The following is a 14,449-nucleotide window of genomic DNA, read 5'->3' on the forward strand; positions in this document are numbered from 1 at the left end:
CAGCGCGCTCTGGAACCTCCTTCGAGACGAAGCCTTCGGCTTCTCCTCAGGATGAGGGCTGAGGGTTGGCCACCAGGAAAAGAGCAGCCCCCATGACCACCGCGGCGATCGGCATCGACTTCGGCACCACCAATAGCGTCGTTGCGCTCGCCCAATCCGATGGTTCGGTGACGACGCGCTCCTTCGCCACGCGGGGCGGCGCCGTCGATGCCTATCGCTCCGCGCTGATGTTTTGGCGCGAGGGGCGCCCGCCGCAGAGCCGCATCGCCCATGTCAGTGGGCCCGACGCGCTCGACATGGCGTTGGGCATGACCACCGAGCATCGCTTTCTGCAATCGCTCAAGACCCATCTTTCCAGCCGCGCCTTCCAGGAGACGCGGCTGTTTGGCAAGCTGTTCGGGCTGGAGGATCTGATCGCCGTCTTCCTGACGGATATCGCCGCAGGCCTCGACGACCTCGCCGAGACGCCGCTGGTGTCGGGCCGGCCGGTCGTCTTCGCCGGAGAGCGGCCCGACGAGGATCTGGCGCTCGGCCGGCTCAAGGCCTCCTATGCCAAAGCCGGCATGCCGCAGGTCGACTTCGCCTATGAGCCGCTCGGCGCCGCCTATTGGTATGCCCGCGATCTGAAGCAGTCGCAGACCATGCTGGTTGCCGATTTCGGCGGCGGCACCAGCGACTTCTCGGTGATGCGCTTCGAGCCCGGCGGGGCAGGGCCTGGCGGGGCAGCGTTTGGCGGAGCAGGGCGGCTGGAGGCGATCCCGCTTTCGCATGCCGGCGTCGGCGTGGCCGGCGACACCTTCGACTACCGCATCATCGAGCACGCCATCTCGCCCGCGCTCGGAAAGGGCACCGATTACCGTTCCTTCGAGAAGCTGCTGCCGATCCCCGCGCATTACCACGCCGCCTTTGCGCAATGGCACCGCCTGTCGCTGATGAAGAGCCGCGAGACCATGGCCGAGCTGAAGGCGCTGATCCGCGATGCGGTCGAGCCGGGCAAGCTCGAGGATCTTCTGACCGTGATCGAATACGATCTCGGCTACGAGCTTTACCGGGCCGTTTCGGCCGCCAAGATCGCGCTGTCTGGTGCGAGCGAGACGGTGCTGCGATTCAAGCAGATGGGCGTCGAGATCGAGCGCCGCATCACCCGCGCCGATTTCGACGGCTGGATCGCAGCCGATGTCGGCGCCATCGAGACGGCGCTGGACCGGGCATTGGCCGAGGCGCGTGTCGAAGCCGGCGCGATCGAGGCCGTGTTCATGACCGGCGGCACCTCGCATGTGCCGGCCGTTCGCGCGCTGTTCGACCGCCGCTTCGGCGCGCAGCGGATCCATGTCGGCGATGCCTTCCGCTCGGTCGCGAGCGGGCTCGCCCTGCTGGCGCTCGACCGGACGCGCGCCCCGGTCGCAGCCTGAGCCCGGCTCTTCGCCTTGCCCGCAGGCCGGTGCGGGGCTACACCACGGACCCGAAGCCGTCTGGAGCACTTTGATGTCGTCTGATGCCGATCTGCTCGCCGACCGCCGCAGCCTGCGCCGCAAGGTGACGTTATGGCGCCTCCTCGCGGTCGTCGGCGTTCTCGGCGCGGCCGTCGTCGCGGGCCTCGCCTGGACCGGGCGCACGCCCGGCTCTCTCAGCCAGGCCCATATCGCCCGGGTCACGATCTCCGGGTTCATCTCGGGCGACCGGCGCACGCTGGAACTGGTGAAGTCGCTGGAGGAGAGCAGCGCCGCGGCCGTTCTGGTCCGGATCGACAGCCCCGGCGGCACGGTTAGCGGCTCGGAGGCGCTCTACGATGCGCTCCGCCGCCTGGCTGCCAAGAAGCCGATGGTGGCGGTCGTTGATGGTCTTGCAGCGTCGGGCGGCTATATCGCCGCGATCGGCTCGGATCGGATCGTGGCGCGTCAGACCTCGCTCGTCGGCTCGATCGGCGTGCTGTTCCAGGTCCCCAATGTGGCGCAGTTGCTGGACACGATCGGCGTCAAGGTCGAGTCGATCAAGTCGAGTCCGCTGAAGGCCGCGCCGAGCGGGTTCGAGCCGACCTCGCCGGAAGCCCGTGCCGCGCTGCAGCGCGTCGTCGACGACAATTACGACTGGTTCAAGCGGTTGGTGCGCGAGCGCCGCCGGCTGGCCGAGCCCGAGGTGGCGGTCGTGTCCGACGGGCGCGTCCATACCGGGCGGCAGGCCGCCGCGCTCAAACTGGTCGACGAGATCGGCGGCGAGCCGGAGGCGATCGCCTGGCTCGAGCGCGAGAAGGGCGTGGCGAAGGGTTTGACCGTGCGCGACTGGCGCCGCCGCAGCGAATCCTCCTCCTACGGGCTGTGGAGCGCCGGCGAGGCGATGGCCCGGGCCGCCGGGCTCGACAGCCTGGCCGCGTTGCTGGCCCGCGCCGCCGATCAACCGCTCGGTTTGCGTCTTGACGCGCCCATGGCGCTCTGGCAGCCTGCCCTCGAAAAGTGATGTTGATACAAGCGGTTATATTGCAACGATGATTAAATCAGAACTCGTTCAACGCATCGCCGAGCGCAACACGCATCTCTATCAGCGCGATATCGAGAACATCGTCACGGCGATCCTCGACGAGGTCGTCAAGGCGCTCTCGCGCGGCGACAGGGTCGAGCTTCGGGGCTTCGGCGCGTTTTCCCGCAAGGCGCGCTCCGCCCGGATCGGCCGCAACCCCCGCACGGGTGACGCGGTCGAGGTCGAAGAGAAATTCGTCCCCGTCTTCAAGACGGGCAAGGAACTGCGCCTCAGGCTCAACGACAAGGCGTGATCTCGGGGAGGGCGCTCAGGCGACGGGAAGTCGGCGCCAGAAGCGGATCGTGATCTGGAGATCGTGCAGCTGTCCGAGCTGATTGAGATCGTGCGATCTCGCAAAGGAACGCCAATGAAATCCTTCTTCAAGGCCTTGATCCTGGTTCCGATCGCGCTGGCGGTGGTGCTGTTTTCGGTGGCCAATCGGGCGCCGGTGCGGGTGTCCTTCGATCCCGTCAGCCGCGACGCGCCGCTCTTTGCCTTCGACGTGCCGCTTTTTGCCGTCGTCCTCGCTGCGCTGGCGCTCGGCGTGCTGATCGGCGGCCTCGCCTCCTGGCTGGGCCAGGGCAAGCACCGCAAGGCGGCCCGCCGCAACCGCCGCGAGGCCGAGACCTTGCGCTCCGAGACGCAGATGCTGCGCGCTGCCGTTCCCGACTCCGCCCTGCCGGCTTTGACCAACGGGCGGGCCTGATGCGGCTGTTCGCACCGGCCGACATCGACGCCGCGCTCAGCTTTCCCGGATTGATCGACACCCTCGCCGACGCTTTCCGCGGCGATGTCGTGGTGCCGCCGCGCGCGCATCATCAGATCGAAAGGGCGGGCGAAAGCGCGGTCCTGCTGATCATGCCGGCCTGGAGTGCGGCGAACGCCGCCAGGCCCTATATCGGCACCAAGATCGTTTCGGTGTTCTTCGGCAACGGCGCGCGCAACCTGCCTGGCGTCATGGGCGCTTATCTGCTGATGAATGGGGAAACCGGCGAGCCCATGGCCGTGATGGACGGCAACCGCCTGACCCTGTGGCGCACGGCCGCCGCCTCGGCTCTGGCCGCACGCACGCTTGCCAATCCAGCGGCGCATAAGTTGCTTATGGTCGGGGCCGGAGGGCTCGCGCCCTTCCTGATCAAGGCGCATCGCGCGGTGCGGCCCCTCACCGACATCGCGATCTGGGCGCGGCGTCCCGAGGCATCCGAAGCGGTCGTCGCTCAACTCGCCGCTGATGGGATCGAGGCTCGCGCCATCACCGATCTCGAAGGCGAGGCCCGCACGGCCGACATCATCTCCTGCGCCACCAACGCGACGCAGCCTTTGATCCAAGGCCGCTGGCTCAAGCGCGACGCGCATCTCGATCTGGTCGGCGCCTTCACGATGGAGATGCGCGAAGCCGACGCCGAAGCCCTGGAGCGGGCGCGCGTCGTGGTCGATTCAGCCAAGGCCATCGACGAGGGCGGCGATGTCGCCATCGCAATCGCCGAGGGCAGCTACGCCGCCGACAGGATTGCCGGCACGCTGGCAGATCTCTGCCAAGGGCGCATTCCGCCGCATGCTGACGGGGGCGAGATCACCCTGTTTAAATCGGTGGGCGTCTCGCTCGAGGATCTGGCCGCCGCGATCGCGGTCTGGGAGCATGGCTCTCCCGCGTGACGAGGCTCAACCCGCCCTGACACCAGGCCAGGCGATGCGCGTCAGACGCGCACCGGCGCGCCGCCAAGTGCGCCGAAGAACCAGAGCAGCAGCACGACCACGAGCGCGAGGCCCAGAACGCCGCCCAGGCCGTTATTGCCGTAGGAGCGGTGGCCGTAATAGCCGCCACCGCCGATGAGCAGCACGACCAGCAGCACGATGACAAGCGTCGACATGGCGAAAACCCTTTGACTGCGCATCGTGTGATCGATGCGACCTCATGTCAGGGGCAACGCGAGGCGCGCGGGCCGGGTTCCCTGGGCCGGCGATGACGGGGCGCTGAATCAGCCGCAGGCGTCGGCTACTCCGCCTTGGCGCCGACCTCCTTGATCAGATCGCCCCATTTCTTCATCTCGGTCTGAAGGAAGGCGGCGAGTTCGGTGGGCGTTCCGCCGACCGGCTCGGCGGCGAGCAGGTCCATCCGCGCCCGCAGAACCGGGTCCGCCAGACCGGCCTTGGTCGCGACCTGGATCTTGTCGATGATCGCCTGAGGCGTTTTGGCGGGCGCAAACAGGGCAAACCAGGACGAAACATCGAAGCCCGGCACGGTGTCGGCGATCGGCGCGAATTCGGGCGCGGCCGGCGAGCGCTTGGCGGTGGTGATGCCCAGGCCCCGGATCGAGCCCGCCCGGACATGCGGCAACGCCTGGGTGATGTTGTCGAAGATCAGGTCGATGCGCCCGCCGATCAGGTCCTGCGTCGCCTGCGCCGTGCCGCGATAGGGCACATGCACCATCTTGGTCCCGGTCAGCTTCTGAAAATACTCGCCCGAGAGATGCACGGAGGTGCCGATGCCAGACGAGCCATAGGTCAGCTTGCCGGGGTGGGCCTTGGCATAGGCGACAAGCTCCGCGACCGACTGGACCGGCAGATCCTTGTTCACGACCAAGAGGTTCGGCACCATCGCGACCATGCTGACGGGCGCGAGATCCTTGACCGGATCATAATTGAGCCTGGCGTAGAGATACTGGTTCGTCGCCATGCCCACCGAGACGATCAGCAGCGTGTCGCCGTTCGGCTCGGACTTGGCGACAGCGTCGGTGCCGATATTGCCACCCGCACCGGCCCGGTTCTCGACAACCAGATTGATGCCCCAGGTCTGGCCGAGCTTGTCGGCGACAAGCCGGCCGAGCACGTCGGTCGCTCCCGCCGGCGGGAATGGGACGACCAGCTTGACGGTGCGCCCCTGCGGCCAGGCGGTTTGGGCGAAGCCTGCCATCGGTGCGGCGACCGTGGCCCCAAAGCCGGCGAGCAGCGCGCGGCGGTCGATTGTGAAATCTGTCATGCTCGTCGTCCTCCCGAAGGCGCGGCGGGTTCCGGATCTTGACCGTCCAGCTGGCGCGCCAGCCCGAAGCTGCCTTCGCGCCGGCCGCTTGTCCATCGCCAAAAACGCATCCGCGTGCTTGACCTTTGTCGCATGCCCGGCCGAGTCTCTGGCCATGTCGACACTGAATCGCACCTTCGCCGCCATCTCTGCGCTCCTGATCGGGGCGTTCCTGCCCTGGGCGGGGCAGGCGCAATCCACCGCCGACGAAGAGGCGAGGCGTCGGGCCGCCAACATCGCCGCTTTCCCCGAGGCTGCGCGATCGCTGTTTGGTCAGAAGACGGCGCCGGCCAGCATGCAGGCGCGTGCCATCGGCTCCTATGCGCGGGGCTGCCTCGCTGGTGCCACCGCACTGCCGGTCGATGGCCCAAGCTGGCAGGTGATGCGGCTCAACCGCAACCGCAACTGGGGTCACCCGGTCCTGATCGACTATCTCGAGGACCTCGCCCGCGACGTACCCAGGATCACCGGCTGGCCCGGCCTGCTCGTCGGGGACATCTCGCAGCCGCGCGGCGGACCGATGCTGACCGGGCATGCCTCGCACCAGATCGGCCTCGACGCCGACATTTGGCTGACACCGATGCCGCGAGCCCGGCTTGACCGCGAGGCGCGCGAGAACATGCCCGCCGTCAACATGGCCCGGGCCGACTGGCGCGACGTCGATCCGAAGCATTGGACGCCGGCCCATACCCGCCTGATCAAGGCCGCCGCCAGTGAGCCGCGCGTCGAGCGCATCTTCGTCAATCCGGCCCTCAAGGTCGCGCTCTGCCGCGATCCCGGCGCCGACCGCTCATGGCTGAACAAGGTCCGCCCGATCTGGGGTCACAACTATCATTTCCACATCCGCATGAGCTGCCCGGCCGGTATGGCGAGTTGCAGCGGGCAGGAACCGCCGAATTTCGGTGATGGCTGCGGCGAGGAGCTGACGGGCTGGATCGAACGCCAGCGCGCTGCGATCTTCGCCCCGCCGAGGCCGCCCCGCACCGGACCGGCGCCGAAGCCCAAGCCGCCCATGTCGCTCGAAGCGTTGCCGGCCGAGTGTCGGCAGGTCCTGGTCTCGCGCTGAAGGTCGCCTTCAGCGTCGCGTGCCGGTCGTCCGCCCCGAACTATACGCGAACGGGTCTCGCTGCGGCGTGATCGCGGGCTGGGCCTGGTCGTAGCCCTCCTGGTCGAGAACGCCGGTACCCTCGTCGTCGCCGACGATCATTTCTTCCGTCGGTGGCACCGCGCCCGGCAACATCAGCGGCCCGCGCTGCTCGCTCGGCAGAGGCTGGTACCGCGCCTGCCCGGGCTGGTTGTAGCGGGGCTGGTTCAGCGGCTTGTTGTCATATTCTTCGAGGAAGCGGCGCTGGCTCTCCAGCCCCTGTACTCCAGGCGCTTGCCTGCCCGTGGTCGCCACGGGATACGCCCCTGAGACCGCACCCGGCGGCCGCATCCCTCCCGCGCTCGGCTGGCGCAGCAGGCCGCCGCCGGCGACCATGGCCGGTGCGCTGTCGCGCAGGCTCGGCTGCGCCATCGAATAGGGCCGCGCCGGATCGGGCGGCGGCAGATTGTGGTTCGGCGTGTATTTGATCACCGGCTTGCAGATGCGCCGGCCCTTGGAATGCCGGGCCAGGTCGATGTGGAAATGGTCGTAGTGGAACATGTCGGCGCCGGGGCCGAGCACCGTCGAGAAATGCTCGCAGGCCCCGACGAAGACCTCGCGCAGGAAATTCTGCTCCTCGGGCGAGCCGCGCCAGCCATCCTTGACGGTGATGTTGCGCCCGTCATTCAGGCGGAAGGAGAACACATCGACGGCATTGCCGAAGGCATGCTCGGAGGTCCGCCTCGTGCCGGTGCCGTTGTTCATGGCACGGCAGGAGTAGGATCCTGCCCGCATCTCGATGACCTGCGCACCGAGGACGTTCATCGCGGCCGGCTGAACCACCTCGGCGAGCCATTTGTCGGTGGTCGCGACGACGGGGCAGGACAGAGTCGCGCTGCTGGTCAGGCCGATGCCGCCATTGGCGAAGGCCGAGACCTTCAGTGGCTTTTCCATGCCGCAGGTGCCGGGGCCGTCGATCGGCTTGCCGCGCAGACTGACATAGGCGGAGAGCTGGACCTGGCGCGAGGCCATACAGGCGGCTTCCGCCTGGTCGCGCCAGGCGGCGCGCTGAGCCTTCTGGAAATTGCCGCAGCCCGCCAGGCCGGAGCCGAGCAGACCAAGACCGATAAGGGCAAGGTGGACGCGTCGCATGACCGTTCAAATGCGACCCGCTTCGTGAACGGTTTCTCAACCGGGTGCGCCCGGCACGACACAGCCGGATTAACTTTGGCGCCGAGGTTAATCGCGCCTTACCGCGGATGCAGAGCCGTTAACCGCCCGGCCGGCTTTGCGCGATCGAAACGCCATGCCAGAGAGGCGCAAGGCTACGCTGGGGAGTGAACGAACGCATGACGGGCAAGGCACGCTTCATCTTCCCCGTCCTGATGGCCGGCATCATGGCTTTCCTGATGACGGCGCTGGTCACCTGGCTCAATCTCGGCCTCCCGCCCGATTTCGTCAGGCACTGGCTGGCGGCCTTCGCCATCGCCTGGCCCTGTGCCGCCGCGACCGCCTTCATCGCCATCCCGGTCGCGCGCCGCGCCACGGGGCTGATCATCCGCGTCATCGGAGAATGACATGCAAAGCCTGCGCGACATCCTGAACCGCATTGCGACCGGCGAGACCTCCCCGGAGCAGGCGCTGGCCTTCAGCGCGGCACGCATCGCGCAGCGGGAGCCGGCGATCCAGGCCTTTGCCAGCCAGCCGGAGACCCTGGTGCCAGGTCAAGGTCCGCTCGCCGGCATCGCCTGCGGCGTCAAGGACATCATCGACACGGCCGATTTGCCGACAGGGATGGGCTCGTCGATCTATGAAGGCTGGCGCCCGCGCGCCGACGCGCCGATCGTCATGGCGCTGAAGGGCGCCGGCGCGACCGTCGCCGGCAAGACTCACACCACCGCCTTCGCCTTCCTCGATCCCGCACCGACGCATAATCCCCATGATCCGACGGCGAGCCCGGGGGGCTCCTCGGCCGGCTCGGCGGCGGCCGTGGCCGCGGGCATGATTCCGCTCGCCATCGGCACGCAGACCGGCGGCTCGGTGATCCGCCCCGCCGCCTATTGCGGCGTCGCAGCGATCAAGCCGTCCTATGCCCTGCTGCCGACCATCGGCGTGAAGCCCTTCTCCTGGTCGCTCGACACGCTCGGGCTGATGGCGGCGCGCGCCGACGATCTCGGGCTGGCGCTGGCGGCCATCACCGGCCGCGCCGCTCTCGACGCGCCGGCCGCCAGCCTCGCCGGGCTGCGGATCGGCATCCACCATCAGCCTTACGCCGGCGCGCCCGAGCCAGCCTCGGCAGCAGCGCTGCAGCGCTTTGAGGAACTGGCGGCGCAGGCCGGCGCCGCGCTCGTCCCGCATGCCGGGTCCGTTGCGCTGGCCGAGGCCTATCAGGCCCATGGCCCGCTCCAGGATTGGGAGGCGACGCAGGCGCTCGCCTGGGAATACGCCCATCGCCGCGAGGCGCTGCCTCCCAAGCTGCGCGCCTATCTTGATGCCGCGCGCGCGACCACGCCGGCCCAGTATGACGAGGCCCGACGCCTTTCGCGCCGGGGCCGCGACGCAGCCCGCAGCTTCTTTGCCGAGGTCGATGTTGTCGTCACCTACGCAGCCCCCGGTGAGGCGCCCGATACGATGAACTCGACCGGCGATTCCCGCTTCAACCGCCTCTGGACGCTGCTCGGCGTGCCCTGCCTGACCGTGCCGCTCATGCGTGGCCCGCGCGGACTGCCGGCGACCGTGCAGATCATGGCGGGGTTTGGTCGCGACGAGCATGTCATCGCTGTGGCGAAGGCGCTGGAAAGCCATGTTTCGGCAGGGGTCTAGCGCAGGTTATCCCCAAAACTCTTCAATGCTTTAACCGCTGCTTAAGCATACTCTTGGCTTTGCCGTGTTCGCGCCACGCTTCTGCCCCCTTGCGGCCGCCGCCAGTTCTGCTAGCCTGATGTCAGGTCAATGACACAGGAGGATGTGATGAGCCTCACGCTACGTCTCGACCGGTTGGTCATGGGGGCGGCCTTCGTTTTCATGATGCTGATCGTTTTGGGTGCGTTCTGACGGACGTCAGTCTCGAGTCGCTGAGACCGCAAGAGCCTTAATGCCGCGCCGCCGGGACATCGTCCCGGCGGCGTTCGCATGAAAGGCCATGGTCGGGAAAGACCCGCACGAGAGCGCTCGGCATCGACGCTTTCAGCTTTCAGGGCAGGGCGTCTCGCTGATCTCCCAGGACATCATGTTGATGACGCGGCCGCATCGGCCCAACCTGCGTCCCTGGCTGGTGCGGATGCAGGCCGTGGCGCCTTCCGTGATCTTGCGTCCCTCGTTCCAGCAGAAGCACAGCGGTTCGGGCGCCTGCGCCAGCCTTGGCGGGTCGATCGCGGTGGCCGGCGCGACGGTTTGAGCGCGCAGGGTCTGGGATCCGAAGGCCAATACCAGCATCGCCAGCCCCATAGGCAACGTTTGGGCATGTCCGTTCGGCTTGCGCATTACGCCGACACGCGCCGTTGGAACGGCGATCATGGTGGGCCTCCCGCATGACGATCAGGGGTTGGCGACGACCGGAGCGACAGATTAGCACCGGAACGCCGATCCGCCCAGCGTCGCTATAGTTTCAATTTATTGTTATCTGCCAGAGCGTTATTCCCCTGATCTTGCGAAGTGCGCCGGCATGGACCATATTGTCGTCAAGAGAGCCCAAGGGGGGCTCCGGGAGGAACCATGTCTCTGATCTCGCTCGCCCGTCGCGGTCGTGTCGTCGCCGTGCTCGCTGGTGCCCTGCTGCTCGTCCCCGTGCTCGCCGAAGCGCGGCCCGGCGGCAAGGGCGGTTTCGGCAGCCGCGGTTCGCGGACCCAATCGGCTCCTGCCCCGACCAATACCGCGCCCAATGGCGCGCAGCCTTTCCAGCGCAGCGCGACGCCGTCGCAGGCAGCGCCTGCGGCCGGTGCTGCCGCCGCCGCAAGCCAGGCGGCCCGTCCATCCATGGCCCGCAACTTGATGATGGGCGTTGGCGCTGGCCTGCTCGGCGCCGGTCTGTTCGGCATGCTGTCGGGCGCCGGCTTCTTCAGCGGGCTTGCATCGCTGGCGGGTATGTTCGGCTTCCTGCTGCAGATCGCCCTGATCGGCGGCGCCATCTGGCTGGCCATGCGCTTCTTCCGCCGCCGCTCCGAGCCTCAGCTTGCGGGTGCCGGTGCGCCGATGCCGCGTGAGATGGACCGGCCGCAGCCGGCCGGCATGAACACGATGGGCCGCATGGGCGCGATGGCCGGTATGGGAGGCGCGACCGCTGCACCCCAGACCACGCCGATCGAACTGTCGGGTGAGGATTTTGGCCATTTCGAGCGGCTTCTGTCCGAGGTCAACACCGCCTATTCGAACGAGGACGAGAAGGGCTTGCGCGAGCGCGTCACGCCCGAGATGTTCGGCTTCTTCGATGAGGACCTGTCTGGCAATGCCCAGAAGGGCCTGGTCGACCGTGTTTCGGACGTCAAGCTGCTGCAGGGCGACCTCGCGGAAGCCTGGCGCGAGGGCAATCTCGACTACGCCACCGTCGCGATGCGCTTCAGCCTGATCAACGCGCTCTATGAGCGCGCCAGCGGCAAGGTCGTCGAAGGTGACGCCACCGTGCCGCAGGAGGTCACGGAGCACTGGACCTTCGTGCGCCCGCGCGGCGGCGCCTGGAAGCTCTCGGGCATCCAGCCGGCGGCCTGAGCCCACCTCGACTGACGAATTGGGGAAACGGCCGGGGCAACCCGGCCGTTTTTCGTTGCGCGCTTTCGGGTGTCGCATGGGCGCGATCCGTCCTATAGGGCAAGTCCGTTGCTTGCTTACATGCGACGTCATCCCGGACGGAGCGAAGCGGAGCTCCAGGATCCATCATAAGGCACGACATTGCTCGATGATCGGTCCCGGATCGCGCGGCTCCGCGCTTGTCCGGGATGACGGAGTGCTTCTTTCCCGGCCTGTCTGCCTTTGGAGACCCTGCCCATGTCCGATATGCGTCTCGTCGTCGTCGGTGCCGCAGGCCGCATGGGCCGGATGCTGATCAAGGCGATCCATGAGGCGCCGGGCTGCACCCTCGCAGCGGCGGTCGAACGCCGGGGTTCACCGCATCTCGGCCAGGATTCCGGATTGCTCGCGGGCCTTCCGGCCAGTGGCGTCCCGGTGACGGATGCTGCCGAACCGGCTTTCGCAGCCGCCGAAGGCGTGCTCGACTTCACCACCCCAGACGCGACGGTGGCGTTTGCCGCGCTGGCCGCTCAGGCGCGCATCGCCCATATCGTCGGCACCACCGGGCTCGAGCCGCAGCATCTGGCGGAACTGGCGGAGGCGGCGCGGCAGACCGCCGTCATTCGCTCCGGCAATATGAGCCTCGGCGTCAATCTGCTGGCGGCGCTCGTGCGCAAGGTCGCCGCCACGCTGGGCACCGATTGGGACATCGAGATCGCAGAGATGCATCACCGCATGAAGGTCGATGCGCCCTCGGGGACGGCCGTTCTCCTTGGCGAAGCAGCGGCGCAGGGACGCGCGGTCGATCTGGCGCAGCAGCGCGTCGCCGTGCGCGACGGCCATACCGGTGCGCGCGAGCCCGGTACGATCGGCTTTGCAACGCTGCGCGGCGGCACCGTCGTCGGCGATCACAAGGTCATCTTCGCCGGCGCGGGCGAGCGGCTCGAACTGAGCCATATCGCCGAGGATCGCGGGTTGTTCGCGCAAGGCGCGGTCAAGGCCGCGCTCTGGGGCAGGGGGCGCAAGCCGGGCTTGTATGCGATGGCCGATGTGCTCGGCCTCGATTCCCTGTAGCCCCGCATGATGACCCGGCTCGTCGTCGCGCCCGGAATCGTGCACTGGCCGGGCTATCTCGCTCCTGACGAACAGGCGGCGCTGGTGGCCGATCTGCGCGAGGTGGCGCGCCTCGCCCCCTTTTTTCAGCCGCGCATGCCCAAGACCGGCACGCCCTTCTCGGTCCGCATGACCAATTGCGGTGCGCTGGGATGGGTGTCGGACGAGGCCGGCTATCGCTACCAGCCGCTCCATCCGGCATCCGGCGCGCCCTGGCCCCCGATGCCGGCCGTTCTCGCGCGCGCCTGGAAGGACCTTGCGGCCTACCCGCACCCGCCCCAGGCCTGTCTGGTCAATTTCTACGAGGCCAGCGCAAAGATGGGCCTGCATCAGGACCGCGACGAGCAGGATTTCGACGCGCCGGTCGTCTCGCTTTCGCTCGGCGATACGGCAGTCTTCCGGATCGGCGGGACGCAGCGCGGGGCCAAGACCATGTCGCTGAAGCTGGCCTCGGGGGACGCGCTGCTCTTTGGTGGCGAGGCCCGGCTGGCCTATCACGGCATCGACCGCATCCTCGCCGGCTCCTCGGCCCTGCTGCCGCAGGGCGGACGCATCAACCTGACGTTGCGGCGCGTGACCAAGCCTTAAGCCCGCTCTTCCGCGTCATTGCGAGAACAGCGAAGCAATCCAGCTCTGCATGCATGGCCTTCGATGCTTCGCTGCGCCCGCAATGACGCGGAAGCGTCAACGCGGCTCGTCGGACCCCGGCAGACGCGGAAACGACCAGCCCAGCAGGATCGAGCCGGCGCGCAGGCCAAAGCCTGCCGCGAGGCCGCCCAGCATAATGAGGGCGGCACTCACGCCAAGCGCGGTGAGCAGCGCCGTCGCGGTGGCGCCGGCAGCCGCGGCCGTGACGTAGAAGTCCCGGCTCCACAAAACCATCGCGCGGTCGCCGGCCAGGATGTCGCGCAGGATGCCGCCGAAGGAGGCCGTGACCGCGCCCAGTGCGATCGCCGACAGCACTGGCACCCCAGCGGCGAGCGCCTTTTGCGTGCCGGCGACAGCAAACAGTGCCAGCCCCGCCGCATCGGCCCAGAGCAGCAGCCGCTTGGCGCTCCAGCCGTCGAGACGGCCGGGGCGCAGATAGGCGATGGTCCAGGCGACGAGCGCCACGCCGGCGCAGATGATCACGCCGAGCGGCGCTTCCACCCACCAAACCGTGCGGGCCAGCAGCAGGTCTCGCAAGGTGCCGCCGCCCGCGCCCGTCACCGTGGCGAGCAGGATGAAGCCGAACGGGTCCATGCCCTTGCGGGCGGCCACCAGCGCGCCGGTCAGCGCAAAGACGGCGACGCCAGCGGCTTCCAGCATCGCTCAGTGGCCGGTCTGGGCCGTATCGACGCCTTCGGTGGCGGGGGGCTTGGGCGCGCCGGCCGAAATCCCGACCAGCGCCGGCCGCAGCACGCGCTCGCCGATCTTGTAGCCCGACTGCACGACCTTGGAGACGAGCCCCTTGGCGACCTCGGCATCGGGCGCCTCGAACATCGCCTGATGCATGTTGGGGTCGAACTTCTCGCCCAGCGGTTCGATCTTGCGCACGCCATGACGTTCCAGCGTCTTGATCAGGTCGCGTTCGGTGAGATCCACGCCTTCGATCAGCGCCTTGAGTGCCGGCTCCTCGGTGGCGCGGGCCGTCTCGGGCAGGCTCTCGATCGCGCGGCGCAGATTGTCGGCCGAGCCCAGCAGGTCGCGGGCGAAGCTCGTCACGGCATAGGCCTTGGCGTCGCCGATCTCGCGCTCGGTGCGGCGGCGCAGGTTCTCCATATCGGCCAGCGTGCGCAGCAGCTTGTCCTTCAGGTCGTCGCGCTCGGCTTCGATCCTGGCGAAATTCTCCTGGATGATCTCCTCGGGCGACTGCAGCGTGGTTTCGTCGATGACGGGCTCGGCGTTGGGGTGATCCGGCGAGGAATTCTGCGTCATGGCGTCTTCCGATTCTGACATGGTCTGGCCTCCGGCATAGGGCGTAAGCTGGCGGCGTTCGTGGCCGATATCGGGCTTAT

Annotated in this window: 17 protein-coding genes; 11 read left to right on the forward strand and 6 right to left on the reverse strand. The window is 68.1% G+C overall.

The window, feature by feature from the left end:
- Positions 1-92 precede the first annotated feature (92 nt).
- The 5 genes from IP69_RS20530 (at position 93) to IP69_RS20550 (ending at position 4,170) form a co-directional block, all read left to right on the forward strand.
- Positions 93-1,412: an Hsp70 family protein gene (locus IP69_RS20530; RefSeq protein ID WP_054144691.1), complete on the forward strand. Its 1,320-nt coding sequence runs from the start codon at positions 93-95 to the stop codon at positions 1,410-1,412.
- Positions 1,413-1,485: 73 nt separating this feature from the next.
- Positions 1,486-2,454: a signal peptide peptidase SppA gene (gene sppA / locus IP69_RS20535; protein WP_054144692.1), complete on the forward strand. Its 969-nt coding sequence runs from the start codon at positions 1,486-1,488 to the stop codon at positions 2,452-2,454.
- 28 nt (positions 2,455-2,482) lie between these two features.
- Positions 2,483-2,767, forward strand: coding sequence for an integration host factor subunit beta (gene ihfB / locus IP69_RS20540; protein WP_054144693.1), 285 nt, complete (start codon positions 2,483-2,485; stop codon positions 2,765-2,767).
- Positions 2,768-2,881: 114 nt separating this feature from the next.
- On the forward strand, positions 2,882-3,220 hold the full coding sequence (locus IP69_RS20545; RefSeq protein ID WP_054144694.1) for a LapA family protein: 339 nt from the start codon (positions 2,882-2,884) through the stop codon (positions 3,218-3,220).
- The gene (locus IP69_RS20550) at positions 3,220-4,170 is read left to right on the forward strand and encodes an ornithine cyclodeaminase family protein (RefSeq protein WP_054144695.1); all 951 of its coding nucleotides are present in this window, start codon (positions 3,220-3,222) and stop codon (positions 4,168-4,170) included. The genes IP69_RS20545 and IP69_RS20550 overlap by 1 nt, the downstream gene beginning before the upstream one ends.
- Before the next feature lie 41 nt (positions 4,171-4,211).
- Here the strand turns inward: IP69_RS20550 and IP69_RS21595 are convergent, their stop codons facing one another.
- Both IP69_RS21595 and IP69_RS20555 read right to left on the reverse strand, forming a co-directional pair.
- Positions 4,212-4,385, reverse strand: a complete 174-nt coding sequence (locus IP69_RS21595; RefSeq protein WP_082359508.1) for a DUF3309 family protein — start codon at positions 4,383-4,385, stop codon at positions 4,212-4,214.
- Positions 4,386-4,510: 125 nt separating this feature from the next.
- Positions 4,511-5,494 (reverse strand): tripartite tricarboxylate transporter substrate binding protein, encoded by a 984-nt coding sequence (locus tag IP69_RS20555; RefSeq protein ID WP_054144696.1) that lies wholly within the window; start codon positions 5,492-5,494, stop codon positions 4,511-4,513.
- A 154-nt stretch (positions 5,495-5,648) separates the two neighbouring features.
- On the opposite strand from IP69_RS20555, the gene mepA reads away from it, so the two are divergent.
- Complete coding sequence (gene mepA / locus IP69_RS20560) at positions 5,649-6,599, forward strand: penicillin-insensitive murein endopeptidase (RefSeq protein ID WP_082359509.1); 951 nt, start codon at positions 5,649-5,651, stop codon at positions 6,597-6,599.
- 9 nt (positions 6,600-6,608) lie between these two features.
- Here the strand turns inward: mepA and IP69_RS20565 are convergent, their stop codons facing one another.
- Positions 6,609-7,769: an extensin family protein gene (locus IP69_RS20565; RefSeq protein WP_054144697.1), complete on the reverse strand. Its 1,161-nt coding sequence runs from the start codon at positions 7,767-7,769 to the stop codon at positions 6,609-6,611.
- A 197-nt stretch (positions 7,770-7,966) separates the two neighbouring features.
- On the opposite strand from IP69_RS20565, the gene IP69_RS20570 reads away from it, so the two are divergent.
- Positions 7,967-8,194, forward strand: a complete 228-nt coding sequence (locus IP69_RS20570) for a DUF2798 domain-containing protein (protein ID WP_054144734.1) — start codon at positions 7,967-7,969, stop codon at positions 8,192-8,194.
- Between the two features lies 1 nt (position 8,195).
- Positions 8,196-9,440 (forward strand): amidase, encoded by a 1,245-nt coding sequence (locus IP69_RS20575; RefSeq protein ID WP_054144698.1) that lies wholly within the window; start codon positions 8,196-8,198, stop codon positions 9,438-9,440.
- 363 nt (positions 9,441-9,803) lie between these two features.
- Here IP69_RS20575 and IP69_RS20580 read toward each other — a convergent pair whose 3' ends face one another.
- On the reverse strand, positions 9,804-10,133 hold the full coding sequence (locus tag IP69_RS20580) for a hypothetical protein (RefSeq protein ID WP_156323589.1): 330 nt from the start codon (positions 10,131-10,133) through the stop codon (positions 9,804-9,806).
- A gap of 198 nt (positions 10,134-10,331) precedes the next feature.
- On the opposite strand from IP69_RS20580, the gene IP69_RS20585 reads away from it, so the two are divergent.
- From IP69_RS20585 to IP69_RS20595, 3 genes are all read left to right on the forward strand, one after another.
- Positions 10,332-11,321: a TIM44-like domain-containing protein gene (locus tag IP69_RS20585; RefSeq protein ID WP_054144700.1), complete on the forward strand. Its 990-nt coding sequence runs from the start codon at positions 10,332-10,334 to the stop codon at positions 11,319-11,321.
- A 285-nt stretch (positions 11,322-11,606) separates the two neighbouring features.
- Positions 11,607-12,413, forward strand: coding sequence for a 4-hydroxy-tetrahydrodipicolinate reductase (gene dapB / locus IP69_RS20590; RefSeq protein WP_054144735.1), 807 nt, complete (start codon positions 11,607-11,609; stop codon positions 12,411-12,413).
- Between the two features lie 9 nt (positions 12,414-12,422).
- On the forward strand, positions 12,423-13,040 hold the full coding sequence (locus IP69_RS20595) for an alpha-ketoglutarate-dependent dioxygenase AlkB (RefSeq protein ID WP_248306924.1): 618 nt from the start codon (positions 12,423-12,425) through the stop codon (positions 13,038-13,040).
- Between the two features lie 96 nt (positions 13,041-13,136).
- On the opposite strand, the gene IP69_RS20600 is transcribed toward IP69_RS20595, so the two are convergent.
- Entirely contained in the window at positions 13,137-13,760 is a 624-nt protein-coding gene (locus IP69_RS20600) for a trimeric intracellular cation channel family protein (protein WP_054144702.1), read from the reverse strand.
- 3 nt (positions 13,761-13,763) lie between these two features.
- Positions 13,764-14,390, reverse strand: a complete 627-nt coding sequence (gene grpE, locus IP69_RS20605; RefSeq protein ID WP_248306921.1) for a nucleotide exchange factor GrpE — start codon at positions 14,388-14,390, stop codon at positions 13,764-13,766.
- Between the last annotated feature and the right edge of the window lie 59 nt (positions 14,391-14,449).

Origin of the sequence: Allobosea sp. AAP35, from assembly GCF_001295925.1 — a bacterium.
Classification (GTDB): domain Bacteria; phylum Pseudomonadota; class Alphaproteobacteria; order Rhizobiales; family Beijerinckiaceae; genus Allobosea.

Bases quoted from the DNA above. Each gene is read 5' to 3' on its own strand.
- IP69_RS20550 (WP_054144695.1), top strand. From the start codon at position 3,220: ATGCGGCTGTTCGCACCGGCCGACATCGACGCCGCGCTCAGCTTTCCC.
- IP69_RS20545 (WP_054144694.1), top strand. From the start codon at position 2,882: ATGAAATCCTTCTTCAAGGCCTTGATCCTGGTTCCGATCGCGCTGGCG.
- grpE (WP_248306921.1), bottom strand. From the start codon at position 14,390: ATGTCAGAATCGGAAGACGCCATGACGCAGAATTCCTCGCCGGATCAC.
- IP69_RS20565 (WP_054144697.1), bottom strand. From the start codon at position 7,769: ATGCGACGCGTCCACCTTGCCCTTATCGGTCTTGGTCTGCTCGGCTCC.
- IP69_RS20595 (WP_248306924.1), top strand. From the start codon at position 12,423: ATGACCCGGCTCGTCGTCGCGCCCGGAATCGTGCACTGGCCGGGCTAT.
- dapB (WP_054144735.1), top strand. From the start codon at position 11,607: ATGCGTCTCGTCGTCGTCGGTGCCGCAGGCCGCATGGGCCGGATGCTG.
- IP69_RS20570 (WP_054144734.1), top strand. From the start codon at position 7,967: ATGACGGGCAAGGCACGCTTCATCTTCCCCGTCCTGATGGCCGGCATC.
- sppA (WP_054144692.1), top strand. From the start codon at position 1,486: ATGTCGTCTGATGCCGATCTGCTCGCCGACCGCCGCAGCCTGCGCCGC.
- IP69_RS21595 (WP_082359508.1), bottom strand. From the start codon at position 4,385: ATGTCGACGCTTGTCATCGTGCTGCTGGTCGTGCTGCTCATCGGCGGT.
- IP69_RS20575 (WP_054144698.1), top strand. From the start codon at position 8,196: ATGCAAAGCCTGCGCGACATCCTGAACCGCATTGCGACCGGCGAGACC.
- IP69_RS20600 (WP_054144702.1), bottom strand. From the start codon at position 13,760: ATGCTGGAAGCCGCTGGCGTCGCCGTCTTTGCGCTGACCGGCGCGCTG.
- IP69_RS20585 (WP_054144700.1), top strand. From the start codon at position 10,332: ATGTCTCTGATCTCGCTCGCCCGTCGCGGTCGTGTCGTCGCCGTGCTC.
- IP69_RS20530 (WP_054144691.1), top strand. From the start codon at position 93: ATGACCACCGCGGCGATCGGCATCGACTTCGGCACCACCAATAGCGTC.
- ihfB (WP_054144693.1), top strand. From the start codon at position 2,483: ATGATTAAATCAGAACTCGTTCAACGCATCGCCGAGCGCAACACGCAT.
- IP69_RS20580 (WP_156323589.1), bottom strand. From the start codon at position 10,133: ATGATCGCCGTTCCAACGGCGCGTGTCGGCGTAATGCGCAAGCCGAAC.
- IP69_RS20555 (WP_054144696.1), bottom strand. From the start codon at position 5,494: ATGACAGATTTCACAATCGACCGCCGCGCGCTGCTCGCCGGCTTTGGG.
- mepA (WP_082359509.1), top strand. From the start codon at position 5,649: ATGTCGACACTGAATCGCACCTTCGCCGCCATCTCTGCGCTCCTGATC.